Source organism: Escherichia sp. E4930, from assembly GCF_005845405.1.
Lineage (GTDB): Bacteria > Pseudomonadota > Gammaproteobacteria > Enterobacterales > Enterobacteriaceae > Escherichia.
This window is the reverse complement of record NZ_VCDZ01000013.1, coordinates 1-22,100: the sequence shown is the minus strand read 5'-3', so window position 1 is coordinate 22,100 and position 22,100 is coordinate 1. Positions and strand designations below refer to the sequence as shown.

At 47.1% G+C, this 22,100-nt stretch carries 14 protein-coding genes, 1 tRNA gene and 2 pseudogenes; 7 read left to right on the top strand and 10 right to left on the bottom strand.

Translation table 11 applies throughout. The features are described 5' to 3' along the window. The first annotated feature begins 101 nt into the window (after positions 1-101). Genes dndB through dndE form a run of 4 tightly spaced genes read left to right on the top strand, consistent with a single transcriptional unit; the run spans position 102 to position 5,176 of the window. A complete protein-coding gene (gene dndB, locus FFT88_RS15245) occupies positions 102-1,187 on the top strand; it encodes a DNA sulfur modification protein DndB (protein WP_000179015.1) in 1,086 nt (361 codons plus the stop codon). Next, positions 1,184-2,818, top strand: coding sequence for a DNA phosphorothioation system sulfurtransferase DndC (gene dndC, locus FFT88_RS15240; protein ID WP_135404015.1), 1,635 nt, complete (start codon positions 1,184-1,186; stop codon positions 2,816-2,818). Before dndB ends, dndC begins: the two co-directional genes overlap by 4 nt. Continuing rightward, positions 2,808-4,817, top strand: coding sequence for a DNA sulfur modification protein DndD (dndD, locus tag FFT88_RS15235; protein WP_135404014.1), 2,010 nt, complete (start codon positions 2,808-2,810; stop codon positions 4,815-4,817). The genes dndC and dndD overlap by 11 nt, the downstream gene beginning before the upstream one ends. Continuing rightward, on the top strand, positions 4,817-5,176 hold the full coding sequence (gene dndE / locus FFT88_RS15230) for a DNA sulfur modification protein DndE (RefSeq protein WP_135404013.1): 360 nt from the start codon (positions 4,817-4,819) through the stop codon (positions 5,174-5,176). The genes dndD and dndE overlap by 1 nt, the downstream gene beginning before the upstream one ends. 49 nt (positions 5,177-5,225) lie before the next feature. Here the strand turns inward: dndE and FFT88_RS15225 are convergent, their stop codons facing one another. From FFT88_RS15225 to FFT88_RS15195, 7 genes and pseudogenes are all read right to left on the bottom strand, one after another. After that, complete coding sequence (locus FFT88_RS15225) at positions 5,226-6,434, bottom strand: DGQHR domain-containing protein (RefSeq protein WP_135404012.1); 1,209 nt, start codon at positions 6,432-6,434, stop codon at positions 5,226-5,228. A gap of 2 nt (positions 6,435-6,436) precedes the next feature. Then, a complete protein-coding gene (locus tag FFT88_RS15220) occupies positions 6,437-6,940 on the bottom strand; it encodes a hypothetical protein (protein WP_135404011.1) in 504 nt (167 codons plus the stop codon). Beyond that, on the bottom strand, positions 6,940-12,045 hold the full coding sequence (dptH, locus tag FFT88_RS15215) for a DNA phosphorothioation-dependent restriction protein DptH (protein ID WP_135404010.1): 5,106 nt from the start codon (positions 12,043-12,045) through the stop codon (positions 6,940-6,942). Before dptH ends, FFT88_RS15220 begins: the two co-directional genes overlap by 1 nt. Continuing rightward, the gene (gene dptG / locus FFT88_RS15210; protein WP_135404009.1) at positions 12,026-13,348 is read right to left on the bottom strand and encodes a DNA phosphorothioation-dependent restriction protein DptG; all 1,323 of its coding nucleotides are present in this window, start codon (positions 13,346-13,348) and stop codon (positions 12,026-12,028) included. Before dptG ends, dptH begins: the two co-directional genes overlap by 20 nt. 4 nt (positions 13,349-13,352) lie before the next feature. Beyond that, on the bottom strand, positions 13,353-15,002 hold the full coding sequence (dptF, locus tag FFT88_RS15205) for a DNA phosphorothioation-dependent restriction protein DptF (protein ID WP_135404008.1): 1,650 nt from the start codon (positions 15,000-15,002) through the stop codon (positions 13,353-13,355). Between the two features lie 248 nt (positions 15,003-15,250). Beyond that, positions 15,251-15,358 (bottom strand): annotated as a pseudogene (locus FFT88_RS15200) (Arm DNA-binding domain-containing protein); the annotation flags it as partial. A gap of 189 nt (positions 15,359-15,547) precedes the next feature. Beyond that, positions 15,548-15,631: transfer RNA gene (locus FFT88_RS15195), tRNA-Leu, on the bottom strand. A 193-nt stretch (positions 15,632-15,824) separates the two neighbouring features. Between FFT88_RS15195 and FFT88_RS15190 the strand changes: the two are divergent. Next, positions 15,825-16,011 (top strand): annotated as a pseudogene (locus FFT88_RS15190) (alcohol dehydrogenase); the annotation flags it as partial. 109 nt (positions 16,012-16,120) lie between these two features. Further along, the gene (locus tag FFT88_RS15185) at positions 16,121-17,623 is read left to right on the top strand and encodes a helicase HerA-like C-terminal domain-containing protein (protein WP_130206088.1); all 1,503 of its coding nucleotides are present in this window, start codon (positions 16,121-16,123) and stop codon (positions 17,621-17,623) included. 125 nt (positions 17,624-17,748) lie between these two features. Here the strand turns inward: FFT88_RS15185 and lptG are convergent, their stop codons facing one another. From lptG to ytgA, 3 genes are all read right to left on the bottom strand, one after another. Further along, complete coding sequence (gene lptG / locus FFT88_RS15180) at positions 17,749-18,831, bottom strand: LPS export ABC transporter permease LptG (RefSeq protein ID WP_105290080.1); 1,083 nt, start codon at positions 18,829-18,831, stop codon at positions 17,749-17,751. Beyond that, positions 18,831-19,931 carry an LPS export ABC transporter permease LptF gene (gene lptF, locus FFT88_RS15175; RefSeq protein ID WP_105290081.1) on the bottom strand — a complete coding sequence of 367 codons (1,101 nt, stop codon included), beginning with the start codon at positions 19,929-19,931 and terminating at the stop codon, positions 18,831-18,833. The genes lptG and lptF overlap by 1 nt, the downstream gene beginning before the upstream one ends. Before the next feature lie 62 nt (positions 19,932-19,993). Then, positions 19,994-20,044 carry a protein YtgA gene (ytgA, locus tag FFT88_RS25620; protein ID WP_211180521.1) on the bottom strand — a complete coding sequence of 17 codons (51 nt, stop codon included), beginning with the start codon at positions 20,042-20,044 and terminating at the stop codon, positions 19,994-19,996. Between the two features lie 153 nt (positions 20,045-20,197). Between ytgA and pepA the strand changes: the two genes are divergently transcribed. Continuing rightward, positions 20,198-21,709, top strand: a complete 1,512-nt coding sequence (pepA, locus tag FFT88_RS15170) for a leucyl aminopeptidase (RefSeq protein WP_000397144.1) — start codon at positions 20,198-20,200, stop codon at positions 21,707-21,709. The last annotated feature ends 391 nt before the right edge of the window (positions 21,710-22,100 follow it).

The following is a 22,100-nucleotide window of genomic DNA, read 5'->3' as shown; positions in this document are numbered from 1 at the left end:
AATAGTACGCAATTTATTACGTAAAAAAGCTGTAATTTTTATCCAGTGTTACGTAAAATATTACGTAACTCAAATTCATTTAATTTTTTACGGATTACAGCATGGCTAGTGTTGATGCAGACTACTGCTACTCGTTTCCGGCTATACGTGGCATTCAGGCGGGTCGCCCCTTCTACATTGCCACATGCCCGATGCGTATCATCCCCAAAATTTTTAGCTTTGATGAAAATGATGTCCCCCCGGAGTTGCGGGCGCAACGCACCCTCAATAAATCTCGCATCCCCGAAATGGTGCGGTATCTTCTTGAAAACCCCAAAGATTATGTATTCTCTGCACTAACAGCATCCATTGCCGTTGACGTCCAGTTTGATGAGTTTCCCGGCACGAATAATCTAGGGACGTTATGTGTACCGATGGACGCGCAAATCTTGATCAACGACGGTCAGCATCGTCGTAAAGCGATTGAAGACGCTTTAGACGCTCGCCCGGAACTGGGGCAGGATAACATTCCTGTGCTGTTTTTTGTCGATGAAGGATTAAAACGCAGCCAACAGATGTTTGCCGATCTGAATAAATATGCTATTCGTCCCAGCCCATCGTTGGCATCGTTGTATGATCATCGGGATGCCAGTTCAAATCTGGCGCGTTATCTGGCAATGTCCGTAGAGCCGTTTGTCGGAATGACTGAGTTGGAAAAATCCAGTATAAGTCAGCGGTCAAATAAATTATTTACATTAAGCAGCATCAAACAAGCTACCCGTGCGTTGCTGGGAAAAGATCCTAAAGAGAGCGATTTTGAAGAATGTACCCAGATAGCAACTCGCTATTGGCAGGCTATTTATCATGTAATGCCGGACTGGCAGTTAGCCGCAAAAAAGGAAGTTTCACCGGTTCAACTACGTCAGGACTATGTTCATGCTCACGGTATTGGTTTGCAGGCACTCGGACAACTGGGGTATACACTGCTGACAGATTACCCTGAGCAGTGGCCTGATAAAATTGCTGCACTCAAAGCGTTTAACTGGCGCAGAAACAATCCGGATCTTATCAAACGTGCGATGCAGCACGGCAAGTTGAGCAAAACCAGTACGGCGATCCAGCTCACCTGCAATGCGCTAAAAAACGCACTCTCAATTCCTCTCACTCCTGAAGAACAGGAGCTTGAAGCTCAAATGGTTGTCTTATGAGTAAATTAGTTCAGGCCTATGATTTGGCCGAATACGAAGATTTTATTAATCAGGAGCAGTTCGCTGGACGCCCTCTGGCCGAATATGTTGCCGAGGTTCAGAGAATTTATTGTGCGGATAAGCGTCCGTGGGTAATTGGCTATAGCGGTGGGAAAGATTCTTCCGCCGTGATCACGCTAGTGTATCTGGCCCTGCTTGGCCTGCCCCCGGAAATGCGCAGCAAAGACGTTTTTGTAGTGTCATCCGATACGCTGGTGGAAACACCAGTAGTAGTAGATTTAATTAAGAAAACGATGTTGCAGATTGAGGCAGGCGCAAAACGTAATGGCCTGCCGATCACTCAACATGCAGTAACGCCTAAAACTAATGAAACCTTCTGGGTCAATTTACTGGGGAAAGGTTATCCGGCCCCAACCCGTAGTTTTCGCTGGTGTACCGAGCGTATGAAAATCAATCCGGTGAGCGACTTTATTAAAGTAAAGATCAGCCAGTTTGATGAAGTGATTGTTGTCCTCGGCTCACGTAGTAGTGAGAGTGCCTCCCGTGCGCAGGTCATCGCAAAGCACAAAATTGATGGCTCACGCTTGGCCCGGCATACCACACTGGCAAATGCGTTTATCTATACCCCTATTGATACCTGGGATGTAGAAGACGTCTGGAAACTGCTGCGCGGCGCGTTCCGCTATGCTCCTGAAGATATCGACGAATGGGAAAGCCCGTGGGGTGGAAACAATCGTCCTCTGTGGACGCTGTATATGGACTCTTCCGCACAGGGTGAGTGTCCCTTGGTAATAGACGAAAGTACTCCCTCTTGCGGGAACTCTCGCTTTGGATGCTGGACCTGTACCGTAGTCACCAAAGATAAAGCGATGGAAAGTCTGATCAAAAATGGCGAAGAGTGGATGTCGCCATTGCTGAAATATCGTGATCTGCTGGCGTTTACCACCGATCCGGTGAATAAAGACACCTATCGCAACTATAAACGCCGTACCGGTAAGGTGAGCTATCAGTACGCTAAAGACGGTGAAGATCGCAGTGCAGAGCGTAAGCATGTTCCTGGCCCCTACTGGCTCAAATATCGCCAGCAATGGTTAAAAGACTTACTGGAAATTGAGCGTGATTTAAACGCCCAGGGCCACACGATTACGTTAATCACCGAGCCGGAACTGCACGCTATCCGCCAAGAGTGGTTGAAGGATCCTAATGAGCCAGACTGGTACGATACGTTGCCGGGGATTTACCGCGAGGTGTATCAACGGGATCTGGACTGGGTAGTTGATGATCAATCACGCTTTGATGCCAGCGATGCAGATTTGTTGGTACAGATAGCTCAGGGGTTTGATGTTGCACCCGAGATGGTCATGAAGCTAATTGAACTGGAAGTATCAATGGAAGGGTTAAGCCGTCGTCAGGGGATTTTTGACAAGCTTGGTACCATTCTAAAACAGGACTGGGGCAGCCTCGAAGAGATCCAACAGCAACAAGCAACACTACAAAAACGTAACGACCGGGATATTCATCAGGAAGAAGTCACCAAGCTGGAAGCTGAACTTCAGGTTCTACAGCGCAGAATTGTAGACGCCAGTGAATCCTCTGTTTTGGTCGAGGAGGAAAACGAACGTGCTCATTAAACAATTAGTGTTACATAATTTTCGAGTATTTAACGGTACTCACACAATTGACCTTGCTCCAAGAAAGCGTCCGCATGAAGTAAATCCTCGCCCGATTGTTCTATTTGGTGGTTTAAATGGTGCAGGGAAAACATCTATTTTGTCGGCAATTCGACTGGCACTGTATGGGCGTTTAGCGTTTGGCCCGGCAATGCAGCAGCAGGAGTATGTTGAACAACTCGGAGCACTGGTGCACAACGGGACGTATACAGCAGAGCGTCCGGATGAGGCCGCAGTAGAACTGACCTTTACCTACAATCAAAACGGTCATGAGACTGAATTCACCGTCACGCGTAGTTGGAAGAAAGGAAAGAAAGATCGCCTCTCTTTGCAGCAGGATGGACAACCGCGAAGTGAACTCAGTTATGACCAGTGCCAAGGGTTTTTGAATGAATTAATTCCTCACGGTGTTGCCGATCTTTTCTTTTTTGATGGAGAGAAGATTGCGGAGTTGGCGGAAGATGAATCCGGCAATATTCTGCGTACAGCAGTGCGTCGTTTGTTAGGACTGGATCTGATCGCCAGACTGCAAAATGACCTGATGATTTTTGTCAAACGCCAACAAACCGCACAGTTAGGTGGCTCCCAGCAACAGCAGGTCGAAGCGCTTGAGACAAAGATTAAAACGCTTGCCGGTCAGGCTGAGAAATTGCTGGAAGAGGCCGACTTCGTCAACTCGCGGATTGAATTTTTATCCCAAGACATTATTCGCCATGAGGGATTGTTAAATGCACAGGGCGGTGCATTTGCCCAGTCCAAAGCACAGGAAAAACAGAAAGTTGAAACGCTGTTAAAAGAAAAAGAGCGTCTGGAAAAAGCGTTACGACAGGAATGCGATGGATCGTTGCCCTATGCGTTAGCGCCTAATACGTTGTCGCGGTTGCTGGAAAAAATTGCCATTGAAGCGCAGATCAAGCAGGCGAAAAATTTTGAGACGGAGTTAAATCAATTTTTAACTCAACTCAAAAATGATATTGCGTTCCGTTCCAGCAGTGAAAGCAGTACAAGAGCCATTGCTACCGAAGCGATTACCAATATTTTGGAAGCATATATGGCAGCCAAACCAAAAGGTGATTTGCTGTTTGATATTTCTGAACGTGAAGCCGGTATGCTCCAGCAGTCCATTGAGCAAGACAGCAAAAAAGCATGGCAGCGTTTTGATATGTACCGCCAACAATTAGCGGATATTGAACAACAACTGGAGCAGGCCGCAGCTAATATTGCTCGTGCCCCGGAAGACGAGCAGTTAATGGATCTCTTTGCAGCATTACGCGAGCTCGACCATAAGCGTGAAAAACAGCGGCAAAAATACCGCTCATTGCTGGAAGAGGCTAAACGGACGAAACAGCAGCAACTGGACTGTGTTCGTCAGGTACAGAAAGCACATGACATCACCCGTAGCCAACATGGTTTGAGCAGCGCATTTAAAAATGCGCAGGAAACCATTAACCTGCTCGATTACTACAGCGATGTACTTACGCAGGCGCGAGTGAAAAAATTATCTGCTAACTTTGAAATTGCCTACCACAAGCTGGCTCGTAAAGAGGATTTACAGCTTAATGCGCACATAAATCCGCAGACATTTGATGTTGAACTGGTGGATGAAAAGGGTTCGGTGATTAATCGTAAGCTACTTTCTGCGGGTGAAAAGCAGATTTATGCGATTGCCATTCTTGAGGCGCTGGCAAAAACCTCTGGGCGTGATTTCCCGGTGATTATTGATACACCGTTAGGGCGTCTGGATTCTCAGCATCGGGATAAATTGATTAATCATTATTTCCCGGAGGCCAGCCATCAGGTTGTGCTGCTATCCACCGATACTGAAGTGGACGAGCGTTATTTCGTCGATCGACTGCGTGATGATATTTCTCATGCTTATGAGATTGTGTTTAATGCACATACCAAATCATCTGCGCTGAAACCTGGCTATTTCTGGGAATTAACCAAGGAGGCTGTCTGATGCTCCCGAATCGAATGGTGCTTAGTCGTCAGACTGAAGACCAGCTCAAAAAGTTAAAAGGATATACTGGGATTACGCCCAATGTCGCTGCTCGACTGGCATTTTTCCGCTCGGTGGAGAGTGAGTTTCGTTATTCGCCTGAGCGGGATAGTAAGAAGCTGGATGGTTCACTAGTGCTGGATAAAATTACGTGGCTGGGGGAAACACTACAAGCTACAGAGCTGGTGTTAAAGATGCTTTATCCGCAATTGGATCAGAAGGCGATGATTAAGGCGTGGGCGGCGCATGTTGAAGATGGGATTGCTGCATTGAGAAATTATAAAAGCATAAAAGATATAGCGCTTGCGTTAAAAAATTAAATATATCGACAGTCATTGTACACGTTTACAATGACTGTCGTATTTTTCTTTACTTCAGGACACGAATATATTCTTGTAACTCGTCTGGATCTTTTACTTCAAGTTCTACAATGTCAACAACACCTGAAGCAAGCAACAAAATGTTCTTTAGCCTAACTCTTAGTTTCGTTTGAACACCAAAAAATGAATCATTGAAATTAACATTAGCACAGCGAACAGCCATAGTCGGAGTAAATTCAATATTTTTATTCAAAATTATCCTTAAGAAATCAAATGCTGCATGCACTCCTAATGTTTTATTAAAAACTTTATATTCACCTAAATATTTACTTACAATCAAGAAAAAACCATTAATTATATTGAAGATGGTTTTGTCCTGATTCTTTATATAAAGCTCTCTTAATGGTGCATTACTTTTAACTCCAGAAAGCATAGCTCTGTTACGTCCATCACCTATTTTTTTAGTATGAAGTAACTCTCTATCTGACTTAGGATTATTTGTAATCAACGATAGAATCCCATCTATTACTGACGCCATTGATATAGATGTTGATGATGATGAGTTTTCAACACCAAGTTTGATTTTCCCTTTAAAAGGAGAATCTACATCTTTTTCTAAAACCCTAGCAAAGTAGACTGCTAAAGTTTCCGGCGACCAAGTTTCTGGTTCTCCTTGCTCTATATCAAATTGAAATAAATTATAAGCTAAATTTTTATCAACTCTTTTTTGATTGATGTTTATATTCGTAAATATTCGAGCATGATATGCTAAAGGCAAGTCTAGATAAACTGAGCATAATAGCTCCATATTTTTCGCTTTTGAATTTTCAAAACCGAATACTCTATGCTGACCATCAATTATTGAGGCTAATTTCTTAGAAGATGGAATAACTATATTATAAAAATCATTTCCAACGCTTTCTACATACCATCTTTCTTCAGGATTTGTTTCCAGCCCACCATCTTCGAGATAATTAACCCCTAGAATAATAGAATTTGGAAAACTTGCATCAACTGTTTCTGTATAGGCCCGAATTTCCTCCAATCGTTTTGGAGTTCTTTTCCGTTGATTACCTACCAATTTATTAATCACCCCACCTAAATAACCAGGGGATGCCTCATCTTCATCATCCAATATTTCAGCTTTAATTGTATAAGTAACTTCCAATAGTGTTTCTGCACTTATTGACGTAACATAAAACTCACCTAGTGGCTGTACTATTTTCAATGCAGGCAAGCGCAAAGGATAATTATTCATCGTTATTCCTTATCTTTTATCAGGTCTTTTCTAGCACTTTCAAAACCTACTGGGGAGGCTGGGGAAGGAGAATCATCATGATCAAATTTCTCATCATTAACATTTGCCAACAAAAAAAGGAGCAATGTTAAAAATGCTCCAATATTCAGAGAAATTGAATTACCATGCTTTATATCATAATATCCAAGCCCACAAAAAAATAATGCTATAGCTCCGATTAACAGTCCCAATGATTTCAAATACTTGCTAACAGACGAACTTAGCATAACCTCTATAGCTAAGGTGCCCAATATTGCAAAAGAATAAGTAAATACATTTTGACTTTCCATAAAAACTGGATTCGGGTCATCTGAAGAGAAGTATGGTAACCAAATACCAACACCACCAATGAAAATGACACCAATAAAAAAATAAACTAAAAACGCAGGGCTTTTTATAGCATTGCATAAACGAGACGAAAACTCATCCAAAACGTCCCCCCAAGGGTTAGGCCTTTTTTTTATCATTATTCAATCCCCTTTGTATGCAATTCAAATTGCAATTCCCAAAATGCCTTATCACGCATCTTTTTAACCTTTTTATCCCCATCAACATACAGGCTAAAGTGCTTCTCAAGCTGCCGAATCTGCCCCATCAAAGACTCCTGCTCACCTTTATCATCGACGTTAAATACCGCCTTGATATCCGCGTTCCTAATCTCAGAAACACGATGGATCACCCAGGTTAAAATATATGAGGCATAATTATTTTCCCCAGTTTTAAAATGGGTTATCTCCTGCGTTGACAGGATCGCTCCAACGCCATACTCACGACCTTCTTTAAGGATCTTACGCAGGCTAGAAAAATCCTGACGCATAAAGTTATCGGCTTCGTCCACCAGAATCATTTTGGTGAGTTGACGATAGTCCCCCCGCACCACCGGTTTACCGCGCTTTTGCATCTGCGCGTAAAACAGATCCAGCGTAAGTGCGACTACCAAGTTTTGCACTTCTGGCGGGTAACCAGCTAGTTCGATCACGGTGACGCCTTCAATCAATTCGTACAAGCTGGTCATCTTTTCCGGGATGGTCTCGAATATCTTGTAACGCGCCAGTTTAGAAAGTGCTGCGTAAAGCGAATCTTCTTCAACCTTCTCCTGATCGAGGAAGCGCTGCCATACATCTTCAATTGTCGGCGCAGTCCGTGACCATGTAGTCGGATCTTCCGGCGAAATACCTGCCGCTTCGTAGCATTCTAAAATCAGATTTTCTAATTTGAGCTGCTGTTTATGGCCCAGTCCATAGGCTTTCGCCATCGTTTCCGATAGTCCACCAGCGGTGTGGATTGGTAGCATTGGCGTGTCGCCAAATAGAGATAAAGGGTTGTAAGGCAACTTAAACAACTTGTACTTTTTAGCACCCGTTGCATCAAGAAAAGCCTCATCCACATAGTCTGATTTGTAGTCGAAGATCAGCAAACCGATAGGTTTACCATCAACATTACAGGACTGATTACGCATCAACTGTGTGACCAGCGATTTAGTAAACTGGGTTTTACCGGTCCCCATCGTTCCAATAATGCCGGTATTGGTATTCATGAACTTCGCGGTGTTGGTTGGCTCCCAATGTAACGGGCTCTGACGCGCAGCATCATAACCAAACAGGATCTGTAATGGAGTATTGCTAATATCAGGGGTTGCCGCCGGTACAGCAGGCGGTAACGACTCTGGTTCCGAAACGAGTTGTGCAGTAGTTGGCGTGGTGACTTCTACCACGGCTTCGGGTTGTGTCGGACTGGCATCACACTCTGGCTTAAGCCGGTATTTTTCCGGCACCCGGTAACGTTCTGCCAGCGGTGGTTCATCCCCCTGAGCAGCAATCAACGAAGGCAGCAGTGAATAAGGGATTTCGATCTGTAAGATATTCTCCGCTGTCTCTTTATAAGAGAGATCGAAGCAGGTTGCGCTGTCCACATGCGCCACGACGAAGCCGTCCGCATAATTGGTCAACTCACCTAACTGATAGTCGCCCGTTAACCACCATTCGCGTCGCTCGAGCAAGGGAGCCAGTTTGTTGCTGTCCAGCACACCATACAGACGCAGTTTCTCCACCTGCATCAGCACCTGACGAATAAAGAGCGCCCGGTACAATTGTGATGCCAGCGTTTGTGGTTCCAGAATGTCCTGCTGTAAATAACGTTTCAGCTCACGAGCCTGTTGGCCCGCATAGCTGTAGTCAGGCCGCGCCCCAGTTTTAACTTCCAGCGGCAACAGATAGAGGCGGTTTTCTTTGAAACCAACAAAGAGCACATCATCAGAGATCGCACCTTTACGATAACCCTGTAAATTTCTCGACAAATCGCTCTCTTTCATTTTCAGTCCGACATTCCCGGACACGCGGATCATTTCGGCCACCGATAACGGAATCCAGCAAATATCGGACTGCTGCAACATAGATTGCACAAATTTGTACGCACCTATAATGCCGTGCTTCTCTTTACGCTCTCTTTCACTGGAGCGCAGCATTTTCAGCAGCCATTCGCCGTTAAAGGCATTAAATTCAGCCAGCAAATGCTGACTATCAATAGCAGGTTGCCCTGACGGGCTTCCGGTCTGGAGCAACCGCAGGAACAAATCAACCTGCTTCGTGACGGTGACGGCATCGTAGCCTGCGCAACTGGTGTACTGGTCAGAATAGTGGATAAGCACCACATCTTTCTGACTGGTGAAAAAGTCGAGAGTGACTTTTGGATCAATAATGGTGGTCCAGAGCGCGCTATTGTAGGAGTAATTGAGTAGCTGTTTAAAATTGCCACTCACAGCCAGACCGATCCCTTGTCCATGATATTGGCTGTTACTTTGACGTGCGGGTTGCCACAGGCAACCGATTAGTCGGGCAAGACGCAGGGCGCAGTAAGGCTCAGTATCCACATCACGCAGTCCAAACGCGGTAAAGTAAGCATCCCCCTGTGTTTCAGCACCTTCCCCAGCAATCAACCCATGACACAATACTCCGCTGGACGCATCTTCAATGCGGATCTGGCGACAATCCACAGGTACTGTATTAGTGAAAAATGCCAGATGAGCATAGGCCAGCTTGTCGCTTTCTGACGGCAGGACAAACTTGCTGAACGTTAACCGGCTACGCAGCAGATCGATCAACATATCGGCTTCAGCTCGCCATACGCCACTGTTCAGATCGAGATCGTTTTTAAGCTGCTCATAACTACCACTTTCGGCAAAGTGATCGAACATATTGGGTAGCAAACGTTCATCGTAGCAGTTCACATGAACCGAAATAGCGTGCTCTTTTTCTTGCTTAAAATATTCTACTAATCCCAGAAACAGTTCTTTGGCGTTCCCTTGATTAATGGCATTAATAATCAATGCACTGTTTTCAGTGCTCTGGAACAATCGGGCGTAAGCGTCCGTGAACTCATTGAGTTTGTCTTTTACCAGACGTTTAACATAGTCATGGCTAACTTTCCGCTGAGGAACCACATCAATCCAGAAGCGGTTTTCTTCCACCGGCTGTAGTTGCGCGTATTCATGTTCACTGTGGTAAACAAACGGCATTAAACCGGAAACCATCAGGCGATCAAGAGTGATCGGCGGTAGTGTGGCAAATGAAGCCGAATCGTTCTGTTCCGACTCAGTAACGATAGCGTCTGCCAGTTGTAGATGGTAGGCCAGCACTAATGGGTGCAGTGGTGAGATGCGCTCATGGCTATCATTGCGGCAGATTCCAAGATGCAGAAGACGCTTTTCCTGCGCTGTTAGCGCTCTACTCAGGCCGATTTGCTGGAGTGACTGTTCAAACGTAGTAACAATGTACCTGACCAGTGTGCGATATTCCGCTGACCACGATACCAGACTCGGCAGGGTGTTACGACGATGATAGTAGGCAAATAACTGCTCATAGGCGTTATGGAGATCAGGATAGCTGGCAAGGAGTTCATCCAGCGCAAACTCGCTATCGTCATTTCCCGTCCCCAGCAAACGTTGCTCAATTAATAAGGCTTCCTGCATCAACAACTGCTGGCGTACTCCGACGACCTTGTGTTCAGTATTATCGAGTATGATGCGACTTTTTAATCGGTTCCAGGTTGCATTGCCCTCTTCTTTGAACAACTTATTGAAACGACTTTGGTCAAAAAGCAACGGCAGCGTTAACCCTTCTTCTGCTCCCGGTCCCTCGACGTTAAATGACAGACGGGAATCACCGGAAACGAGCGCAAACTGAACCAAGTCACTTTGATTTGCCAGCGTCTCAAAATTCACCTGAGCATAATGCTGGCAGTCGATGTCTTCATTCCCGTCATCCAACGTATAGATCAGGTTACCAGACTCGGCAATACGCAGCGTGTTATCTTCCAGTTGCAGGGTTATTTGATCTTTACCTGGCTCAACTCGGTAGAAGTGCTGAATATCGTTTAGCCAGAATTGTCCCTGCTCGACTAACAACAGGCGAAATTTATACTCTTCGGCTGAATGATTGCGGTTGATCAGCTCGAGACTAAAGAAGCAGGGATGCCCGTCAAAAGGCACCAATGCCTTAATGCGGGAAATCTTGCCGCCCGCCCGACTGGTGCTCCAGAAAGGTACATTCTTTAATTGGCGATTGTGGGCAATCTTTATCTGATGATCCTGAAGATCACTACCCTGAAAACGGAACTCCAGCTCAGCAGTTGATTTCCCCGGCTGCACCTGCACCAGCAGACTGATGTCACGTTTACCTGCCTTACTAGAGCTTTTCGCCCGTTGCCAAATCTCGCCGTTTTTGACGGAAACGTCCTCCAGCACCAGTTTTTGTTTGATGTTCTCTTCTTTCTCTTTCCTGTAGTCAGAGAAATCGAGCTCACGCCAGTCATTTTTATCGTAAAAATGCTCCTGAATAAATTTTGTACTAAACTCAGGCAGCACATTCTCCAGCTGTCCACTATAGCGTTCAACACAATCGTCTATCTGCCGATACAATTTCCGGTTTTCATTCAGTCGGGTGCGTAGTTGCTTCCGGCTATAGTTCAGTAGTTCATCATCTTTAAACAAATGAAGTTCGGAGAAATCCAGATTTCCATCATCCAGCAAGCGATACAAAGACGAGAAACCAAATACGGTCGCGCCTTCATCCAGTACCGTTGCCAGTTGATCCTCCAGCAAACAGCGGGACAATTCCGAACGGTTACTGTCAGTGGTAATGAGCTTTTCCAGTTGATGACTGAAAGTTTCTGGATACCAGATAGCATCTGGTGCAGCCACATCTTTCGTGCTATTAATCAGGGTATCGAGCATACTGTTGTGAATAATCAACAACGCTGTTTGGGCAAACACGCCGCTGCGCCCTGCAACTTCATCGCGCAAATGAGAAATGTAGTTTTCTGTGAATGCTGGAGCCTCGACTCCGTGCAGCACAGGAATAAGTTGAACACCATTGCAGGAGAGGCAATCAATATATTGCCCTGGCGCAATTTCCAACTGATTGCCGTCCGCCAGAGAGACGAATGCTTCCCACAGTTTTAGGGCATTATCGGGATCGGGAGATTTGAACTGGTAGCGCTCGCCGGGCTGAATGATGCCACCGACCCATTCAATAAAAGTTTCTGCCAGATAGGTTTCATACTGTTTTACGGACATACACGGCGTCTCCACTATCACTCATTCGCTCTACATTTCCCATGCGTTCATAAAACGCCACCAGCGTTTGCGACGACTGGTTATCCAGATAAAAACCGCGTTGTTCAAAACCACGCAGCAGTTCGTGTAGGCGGAGCTTGTCATTTTTGCCCACAGTGAGATTGGTCAGCAACAGAAGACGATCCTGATTCAGCACCAACACTTTCCCTGACCGACCACGGACCTGAATGAAGTCAGTGCAAATCTGGCTTTCCAGCTCCTTAACGTAGTTCTTATTTATATCCGCACGGTTAGTTTTTTTATCTTGGAATTGCTCTACCGCAACGGATAATAGCTGTTTGAAAGCACTTTCTAGGTTTGTTGCGCGGTCACGAAGCGGGAGGCCTCGATCCACAATAAAATCCTGCAAATAAACATTAAGGTCATTTAGTACTCGGGCAGATGAGTCTGAATCATTCAGAGTGTCTTGATAAATCTGCCATAACGGACGCTTTTTCTGTCCTTTTCCCCACTGCAAAACCTCTAGAGCAGAGAGCACCGGGAACAGTTTTTCGCTCTGGCTGGCGAACAGCTTATAGCCATAACGTTTCACCTTTTCCCGTTCGGAGCTCGCTTTTTCGCTATCAAGAATAAAAAACAGTGATTTGCTTTGTGGTTCGCCATCCTGCCAATTGTCAATATTGAGCGCCAGTTGAGCGCACCAGCTAAAAGCGTACAAGCGTAGGGTGTTGGTCAATTCCTGTAAAAGGTACTGTGGATGTTCTGCCAGAAATGCCAGATCAGACTGAAAACACTTTACCATATACGGAAGATACGGTTGCTCTTCGGCAAACGGTCCTTTCCCCAACAGCATTATCTTTTCATTGAGCTTATTCAGCATTTGCTGCTCAATGAAATTCAGTCTGTCCTGTATAGGGTAACGAAGGCTGAAATCGCCCATTAAATTGGCAAACAACGTGCCAAGTCGTTTATCTGCCGTTGAGCCCGCACTTATTTTTTCACCATTAAACTGGGCGTGAAAAAGTAAAAAAAGTGGGGAGACACGGAAAATATCCTGACTGGAAAAATACATCCGTTCCAGCACGGACCAGAATGCAGGCTCATCAAGCAACTCCTGCATATGTATTTTACAATCTTCACGGAATTGGTCAGGATCGTAGGCTTCGATTTTGCGTTTCAGGGCATAGCTAAGGACCAGGCCAGTAACAAATTGCCAGTTAACATCATTATTTTTATTGCGTACTGGCAGGTAGCTATCCAGTTGATTGTTACCCACCTTTAACTCAGTTGCGATAGGGTACATTCTGCTAACCCTCCATACCGCTAATAGTGATCATATCGTCATCAGCCTTTGCACGATAAACCCGTTGTCCGCCGTCATAAAATTTGATTTCGCGGCTGAATTTAGCCTGCCCTGCAATCAACTCAACAATTTCATCGAGTAACACAATAGCGTTTTTATCGTATTTATTCGGACGATAGCCATTATTCAGTTTGTCCAATAGTTCAAAAAGATTAAGTCCGATATGGATATGCGGCAGTGGATTTCCCCCCACTTTTAAATAGACATCGAAACCGGTTGGATGGGCAGTATGTTTATTGCGGATGGCATCCCAATTAGGCTTAACCTCTACCGGCGCGGTTATTTTAACCCCACCAAATTCACCCAAAAAGAACTCTTCTTTTTGCATACTTAATTCAGGCGCTTTGCGGTTCGCATAACGCTGGATACCCGCGATGAGTTCAAATGCATAGAAGCGATTCAGTGATCTTTTTTGCTCTGGATCTGCTGTGTAATTTCTATGCAAGTGCCAGATTTCTGAGTAACGTTCAAACACCGACTCGTTAAAGAACGCGGAAAATTTCCGATGATAATCATTTCCCAATGATTCGTGTTGTAGCAGCCAAAAAAGCCGGATCAATGAAGTTGCATCGCCTGGCTTAACGCACTGGCGATCAAACTTAATATGCAACGACTCAAGTGCGACTAAAAAATCATCTAGCTCAGCGTCAACCAGTCCCAGTTCATAGCGCAGAACAAACTGATCAAGTTCATAAGTGTGCAATCTAGCGGGATCAAAATCGCAAACTTTTTCAATCAAATCATTTTCTTCACCGGTGAAGAGGTTATCAAATAAGTAGCCAGGTCCCATCAGCAGGTGATGCAAAAAATCCAACAGTGTTCTGGTAGTTACGAACTGGTCTTTAATTAATCGAGCTTTAAAGAGTTGTGTAATTAATACATTCTGCACGCCAGGCATGCAAAGCAATTTAAAATTCACGACCTCTTTTAGCTCTGGATTAACTGATTCATCGCGCCGAAAAATAACCTGAAATAAGTTATTGTCATCATCGCGAGTTAAGTTATCTAATAAAGTTTTAATAAATGGTGAATAATTTTTATTTTCGTTAAACTGAAATTTAGGGTAGTGTTCAAAATCAAAAAAAGAACAATTCTCGTTACGGTAAGGGCGGCTTGCGTCGTGCTGCGCCGATAAAAATGAGTCAATAGCCGATCGGATCACCTGATGGCATTTAGCTCCTTCTCTAGCAAAATTAGCGAGCATTCCGGTGTTGATACCAATGAGCAATGGAGATGATTGCTGATGATGATTCGCAAATAAATCATTCAAAGCATCAATGGCTGATTGTCGCGGGGCAAAGCTATGCGTTGCATCCAGATGAAAATTAAATCGCCGCTGATAACGCGGATTTGATTGGCAACGGGTTAAAATCTCGGACTTCCCATCCCCGCTACTACCGCACAGAAAAATGATTTCGCCAGACTTAGCAATTTCTAAATAACGTTGTAATTCAGTCTCAATCTCTTGTTTTACAAAGAGTTGTTCTTTCAACTGGTCGAACTCGTCCTTCTGGCGATGTGTAACGGTGGTGACGGAAAACGAAGATGACTTCGCAAGTACACCCAACGCTTTACGTAATGTGATTGCGCTCATAACTTCATGTTCTCAAAAGTAAGATTACACCTATTCTATAAAAGCAATCCGCTGATATCTATAGTCTCTTTGAGACATTTATTACAAGCAATTTGAAAATTGTATCTTTGCCTATCCGTACACAAAACACATCCAGAGATGGCGGGTCAAATCCATCAACCAGCTCCACGTTGGAAGCTGGTTGATTAGTTGTATATTAATTAAACATATACGCTAAATATTACCCAGACTGATTTTTGCATAGTCAAACGGCTAATATTAGGATGGACAAGCAAGTGCATACCGCTGCCATCGGTCAGTTTGTATTGCTTATCCGTTGGCTTGGCTGTTCTGATTTTTATATCTGTTAACGCCATGCTTATCCCCTCCCTGTTGGTACAAGCATTATCGAACCGGAAATACCATCATCTATACCAACATGTGTTGGTAGATGTACGTTGATATAGGTTGCCCCTGAGAGAGTTAAAATAGCGAAAAAGGTAGATAACTGCTGGATTCCAGACACAAAAAAAGTCGCCCTTGAGCGACTCGATTTGCATACGATATGGTGCCGAAGGCGGACTCGAACCGGCACGTATTTCTACGGTTGATTTTGAATCAACTGCGTCTACCGATTTCGCCACTTCGGCACTGAAGAGGTATGCGGAAAACGTTGTGGATTATACCTGTCGCACGCCACCATGCAAGCGCCAGCTTGCTCGCACCTCGCTAAGTGCTGAAATTTTCAGCATTGCATACAGCGATGTGTAACCTTTGTCACACTCCAGGCCCCGCCCTACCATGCTCTACACTTCCCGGGCAACACCAGTGAACGACAAAAGCATGTCGATAATCAATAACGATTAGGGATTCTCGCAATATCCGCTAATTACCGAACATAAGGTGATTCGCCGCGTGGTTGCCCAGGGTAGCGCCGCGCAGCCGTGGTCACTGCGGCGCCTGTATTCGCGATAATCAAATCAACTTCTGGCAAGGTGCGGTGCCTACAATTATGAATTGTGGAGGCTTTGTTGGTTCACTTCTGCCAGGCCTTTAAGATATCTCGCAATCGGCTGAATTTAGTGGTGAAAACTTTTTAACCGTGCCTATACTCCAGACAGGGAACTGGAGGAAATCTCATGAGCGAACCACGTTTAATTGCCCGCACGCCGGACACAGAACTGTTTTTACTACCCGCTATGGCTAACCGTCACGGACTGATTACTGGCGCAACGGGGACAGGTAAAACTGTCACGCTGCAAAAACTGGCGGAATCTCTGTCAGAAATCGGCGTTCCGGTGTTTATGGCCGATGTAAAAGGTGATTTGACCGGAGTTGCGGCAGAAGGTACGACCTCGGAAAAACTGCTCGCTCGGTTGAAAAATATCGGCGTCAACGACTGGCAACCACATGCGAATCCAGTGGTGGTATGGGATATTTTTGGTGAGAAAGGTCATCCAGTGCGGGCAACGGTATCGGATCTCGGGCCGTTGTTGCTGGCGCGTTTGTTGAATCTCAACGATGTGCAATCTGGCGTCCTGAATATCATTTTCCGTATTGCTGACGATCAGGGATTGTTGCTTCTCGACTTTAAAGATTTGCGGGCGATTACCCAATACATCGGTGATAACGCCAAATCATTCCAGAATCAGTACGGTAATATTAGTAGCGCATCGGTTGGTGCCATCCAGCGCGGATTACTGACGCTGGAACAGCAAGGGGCAACGCATTTCTTTGGTGAGCCGATGCTGGATATCAAAGACTGGATGCGTACTGATGCCAACGGTAAGGGTGTTATCAATATCCTTAGCGCCGAAAAACTCTACCAGATGCCTAAACTGTACGCCGCCAGCCTGTTGTGGATGCTTTCAGAGTTGTATGAGCAACTGCCGGAAGCAGGCGATCTGGATAAACCGAAACTGGTGTTTTTCTTCGACGAAGCGCATCTGTTGTTTAACGATGCGCCGCAGGTGCTGCTGGATAAGATTGAACAGGTAATAAGGCTTATCCGTTCAAAAGGCGTGGGCGTCTGGTTTGTTTCGCAAAACCCTTCTGATATTCCGGACAACGTGCTTGGGCAGTTGGGTAATCGCGTTCAGCACGCTCTGCGCGCCTTTACACCGAAAGACCAGAAAGCGGTGAAGACGGCAGCGCAAACCATGCGACCTAATCCTGCATTTGATACGGAAAAGGCGATTCAGGAACTAGGAACCGGCGAAGCGTTGATCTCTTTTCTGGATGCGAAAGGAAGTCCTTCTGTGGTGGAGCGTGCGATGGTGATCGCGCCTTGTTCACGGATGGGGCCGGTGACAGAAGATGAGCGTAATGGCTTGATTAATCACTCCCCGGTGTATGGCAAGTATGAAGATGACGTGGACCGGGAATCCGCCTATGAGATGTTGCAAAAAGGCGTACAGGCAAGCACCGAGCAGCAAAATACCCCTCCGGCCAAAGGGAAAGAGATAAGTGAAGATGACGGTATTCTGGGTGGGTTGAAGGATATTTTGTTTGGCACTACCGGACCACGCGGCGGGAAGAAAGATGGCGTGGTGCAAACAATGGCGAAAAGCGCCGCCCGCCAGGTGACGAATCAGATTGTACGCGGTGTGCTGGGGAGTTTGCTTGGGGGGAGAAAAAGGTAAGTCAGGCGCTGTTTGTGTTCTCTCACACCAGCTTGCCTTTGCCTGATGCACTACGCTTATCAGGCCTACGCCACTTTGCTAACAATAATAAAGGGAGCTTATGCTCCCTTTATTCGTTCATCAGGTTACGATTTTCTCATTAACAGCCACAGGCTGATCAAGAAGAAGCTGGCGCTTGGCAACAATGCGCCAATAATCGGCGGGATGCCGTAAACCAACGTCAGCGGGCCGAAGATCTGGTCCAGTACGTAGAACACAAAACCGAAGCTAATACCAGTGACCACGCGCACGCCCATCGGCACGCTGCGCAGCGGGCCGAAGATAAATGACAGCGCCATCAGCATCATTACCGCCACGGATAGCGGCTGGAAGATTTTGCTCCACATATTAAGCTGGTAGCGCCCGGCGTCCTGACCGCTCGACTTCAGATACTTCACGTAGTTGTGCAAACCACTGATGGAGAGCGCATCCGGATCCAGCGCCACCACGCCCAGTTTGTCCGGCGTGAGGTTGGTTTTCCAGGTGCCGCTCACCGTCTGCGAACCGGTTATCTGTTTTGGATTGGTCAGGTCAGATTCATCAACCTGCGACAGACGCCAGACTTTATGTTCAGGGTCAAACTTCGCGGAAGCGGCATAGCGAACGGATTGCAGACGACGATTCTCGTTAAAGGCATAAATACTGATACCACCTAACTCTTCGTCACCTTTTACTCGCTCAATATAGACAAAGTTGTCACCATCTTTGGCCCATAAACCTTGTTGAGTAGAGAGCAACGAACCACCGTACATCGCCTGCGCGCGGTAGTTACGCGCCATCTGTTCGCCCTGCGGCGCGACCCATTCGCCAATCGCCATCGTCAGCAAAACCAGTGGAATGGCGGTTTTCATTACTGACAACGCGACTTGCATGCGGGTAAAACCAGAAGCCTGCATCACCACCAGTTCGCTGCGCTGTGCCAGCATCCCCAGTCCGAGCAACGCGCCCAGCAGGGCCGCCATCGGGAAGAAGATTTGCACATCTTTCGGCACGCTCAACAGGGTATACATTCCCGCGCCTACCGCGTCGTAACTCCCCTGCCCGGCTTTTTTCAGCTGATCGACAAACTTGATAATGCCGGAGAGCGACACCAGCATGAACAGCGTCATCATGATGGTGGTGAAAATGGTTTTACCGATATAGCGGTCAAGAACACCAAAAGGTTGCATCACACCGCTCCTTTACGCGAAAAACTGGCGCGCAGGCGGCGGACCGGCACGGTGTCCCAAAGGTTGAGAACAATCGCCAAAGCCAGATAAATCAGGTTAACGGTCCACATCCACAGCGTCGGGTCCAGCTTACCTTTACCGCCGTTCGATTTAAGGGAGGTCTGGATCAGGAAGAAAAGCAGATATAGCAGCATGGCTGGCAGCATCGACAGGACACGTCCCTGACGCGGGTTAACCACGCTCAGAGGCACAACCATGAGCGCCATCATAAACACGGTGAATACCAGCGTGATACGCCAGTTCAGTTCTGCGCGGGCACGATCGGTGTCGGTGTTCCACAATGTGCGCATGTCCATCTGGTCGGTATCGTTCGGGTCGAGCGCCACCGCCTGGTGACCAATGATCGCCTGATAATCCTGGAAGTCCGTAATGCGGAAATCACGTAACAGTGCAGTGCCTTCGAAGCGCGTTCCCTGGTTGAGGCTGACGACCTGGGATCCGTCGCGCAGTTGCGTTAAATGTCCGGAATCGGCCACCACCACAGAAGGACGCGCGTTACCTTTTGGTCGAATTTGCGCGAGGAACACATCTTTGAAATCGCTGCCATCAACACTTTCAATGAACAGCACTGAGCTGCCATTAGTCGCTTGCTGGAATTGCCCTTGCGCCAGCGCCGCCATGCCTGGGTTAGCTTTCGCTTCTGCCAGCACTTCATCCTGATGGCGCGATGACCACGGCCCCGCCCACATCACGTTAACCGCCGCGACAATCGCCGTGAACACCGCGAGAACCATCGCCGCTTTCACCAGAACCGCTTTGCTCAGGCCGCAGGCATGCATTACCGTAATTTCACTTTCGGTATACAGTTTGCCCAGCGTCATCAGCAGCCCGAGGAACAGGCTTAATGGCAGGATAAGCTGCGCCATTTCCGGCACGCCCAGCCCCAACAGGGAGAGCACCAGATTCGCCGGAATATCGCCGTCAACCGCTGCGCCGAGGATCCTCACTAACTTTTGACAGAAGAAGATCAAAAGCAAGATGAAGAGTATCGCCAGCTGGCTTTTGAGCGTCTCCCGCACCAGATATCTTATGATTATCACTTTAAATACGCCCGTAAAAACTCGTCTTTTGCAGGATTTTAGCTTGTTTCATGGCTTAAACGTCATTTATTCTCTTGAGTCGTCGAAATCGTCGCTAAGATAATTATACTCAACGGATTCACCTCTCAGATTTTGTTCTGACGTGCCAATGCCGTAATAACGTTAAGATTAACACGAAGTCATCGCAACAGCGGACATGAGTTACGAAAGCTTGCAATTCTATCTGTAGCCACCGCCGTTGTCTTTAAGATTCAGGAGCGTAGTGCATGGAGTTTAGTGTAAAAAGCGGTAGCCCGGAGAAACAGCGGAGTGCCTGCATCGTCGTGGGCGTCTTCGAACCACGTCGCCTTTCTCCGATTGCAGAACAGCTCGATAAAATCAGCGATGGGTACATCAGCGCCCTGCTGCGCCGGGGCGAACTGGAAGGAAAACCGGGGCAGACACTGTTGCTCCACCATGTGCCGAACGTGCTTTCTGAGCGCATCCTTCTTATTGGTTGCGGTAAAGAACGTGAGCTGGATGAGCGCCAGTATAAGCAGGTGATTCAGAAAACCATTAATACGCTGAATGATACTGGCTCGATGGAAGCGGTCTGCTTCCTGACCGAGCTGCACGTTAAAGGCCGTAACAACTACTGGAAAGTGCGCCAGGCTGTCGAGACGGCAAAAGAGACGCTCTACAGTTTCGATCAGCTGAAAACGAACAAGAGCGAACCGCGTCGTCCGCTGCGTAAAATGGTGTTCAACGTGCCGACCCGCCGTGAACTGACCAGCGGGGAGCGCGCGATCCAGCACGGTCTGGCGATTGCCGCCGGGATTAAAGCAGCAAAAGATCTCGGCAATATGCCGCCGAATATTTGTAACGCCGCTTATCTCGCTTCACAAGCGCGCCAGCTGGCTGACAGCTACAGCAAGAATGTTATCACCCGCGTTATCGGCGAACAGCAGATGAAAGAGCTGGGGATGCATTCCTATCTGGCGGTCGGTCAGGGTTCACAAAACGAATCGCTGATGTCGGTGATTGAGTACAAAGGCAACGCGTCGGAAGATGCACGCCCAATCGTGCTGGTCGGTAAAGGTTTAACCTTCGACTCCGGCGGTATCTCCATCAAGCCTTCCGAAGGCATGGATGAGATGAAGTACGATATGTGCGGCGCGGCAGCGGTTTACGGCGTGATGCGGATGGTCGCAGAGCTGCAACTGCCGATTAACGTTATCGGCGTGCTGGCAGGCTGCGAAAACATGCCTGGCGGTCGTGCCTATCGTCCGGGCGATGTGTTAACCACCATGTCCGGTCAAACCGTAGAAGTGCTGAATACCGACGCCGAAGGCCGCCTGGTACTGTGCGACGTGTTAACTTACGTTGAGCGTTTTGAGCCGGAAGCGGTGATTGACGTGGCGACGCTGACCGGTGCCTGCGTGATCGCGCTGGGTCATCATATTACTGGTCTGATGGCGAACCACAATCCGCTGGCCCATGAACTGATTGCCGCGTCTGAACAATCCGGTGACCGCGCATGGCGTTTACCGCTGGGTGACGAGTATCAGGAACAGCTGGAGTCCAATTTTGCCGATATGGCGAACATTGGCGGTCGTCCTGGTGGGGCAATTACCGCAGGTTGCTTCCTGTCGCGCTTTACCCGCAAGTACAACTGGGCGCACCTGGATATTGCAGGAACCGCCTGGCGTTCTGGTAAAGCAAAAGGCGCAACCGGTCGTCCGGTGGCGTTGCTGGCACAGTTCCTGTTGAATCGCGCCGGGTTTAACGGCGAAGAGTAATTGCATCAGGCAAAGTTGTTATTGTCGGATGCGGCGTGAACGCCTTATCCGACCTACACAGCACTGAACTCGTAGGCCTGATAAGACGCGGCAGCGTCGCATCAGGCAATGCTGTTATTGTAGGATGCGGCGTGAACGCTTTATCCGACCTACACAGCACTGAACTCGCAGGCCTGATAAGACGCGGCAGCGTCGCATCAGGCAACGCTATTATTGTCGGATGCGGCGTGAACGCCTTATCCGACCGACACACAGCACTGAACTCGTAGGCCTGATAAGACGCGGCAGCGTCGCATCAGGCAATGCTGTGTATTACCAGATGCATATTTAAATCCACCACAAGAAGCCCCATATATGAAAACGCAACGTTCTACCTGGACAATGACACCAC

What these genes read in the sequence shown, in the direction of transcription:
- pepA (WP_000397144.1), top strand. Translation starts at nt 20,198, where the DNA reads ATGGAGTTTAGTGTAAAAAGCGGTAGCCCGGAGAAACAGCGGAGTGCC.
- FFT88_RS15225 (WP_135404012.1), bottom strand. Translation starts at nt 6,434, where the DNA reads ATGAATAATTATCCTTTGCGCTTGCCTGCATTGAAAATAGTACAGCCA.
- dndC (WP_135404015.1), top strand. Translation starts at nt 1,184, where the DNA reads ATGAGTAAATTAGTTCAGGCCTATGATTTGGCCGAATACGAAGATTTT.
- FFT88_RS15220 (WP_135404011.1), bottom strand. Translation starts at nt 6,940, where the DNA reads ATGATAAAAAAAAGGCCTAACCCTTGGGGGGACGTTTTGGATGAGTTT.
- dptF (WP_135404008.1), bottom strand. Translation starts at nt 15,002, where the DNA reads ATGAGCGCAATCACATTACGTAAAGCGTTGGGTGTACTTGCGAAGTCA.
- dptH (WP_135404010.1), bottom strand. Translation starts at nt 12,045, where the DNA reads ATGTCCGTAAAACAGTATGAAACCTATCTGGCAGAAACTTTTATTGAA.
- dptG (WP_135404009.1), bottom strand. Translation starts at nt 13,348, where the DNA reads ATGTACCCTATCGCAACTGAGTTAAAGGTGGGTAACAATCAACTGGAT.
- dndE (WP_135404013.1), top strand. Translation starts at nt 4,817, where the DNA reads ATGCTCCCGAATCGAATGGTGCTTAGTCGTCAGACTGAAGACCAGCTC.
- FFT88_RS15185 (WP_130206088.1), top strand. Translation starts at nt 16,121, where the DNA reads ATGAGCGAACCACGTTTAATTGCCCGCACGCCGGACACAGAACTGTTT.
- lptG (WP_105290080.1), bottom strand. Translation starts at nt 18,831, where the DNA reads ATGCAACCTTTTGGTGTTCTTGACCGCTATATCGGTAAAACCATTTTC.
- dndB (WP_000179015.1), top strand. Translation starts at nt 102, where the DNA reads ATGGCTAGTGTTGATGCAGACTACTGCTACTCGTTTCCGGCTATACGT.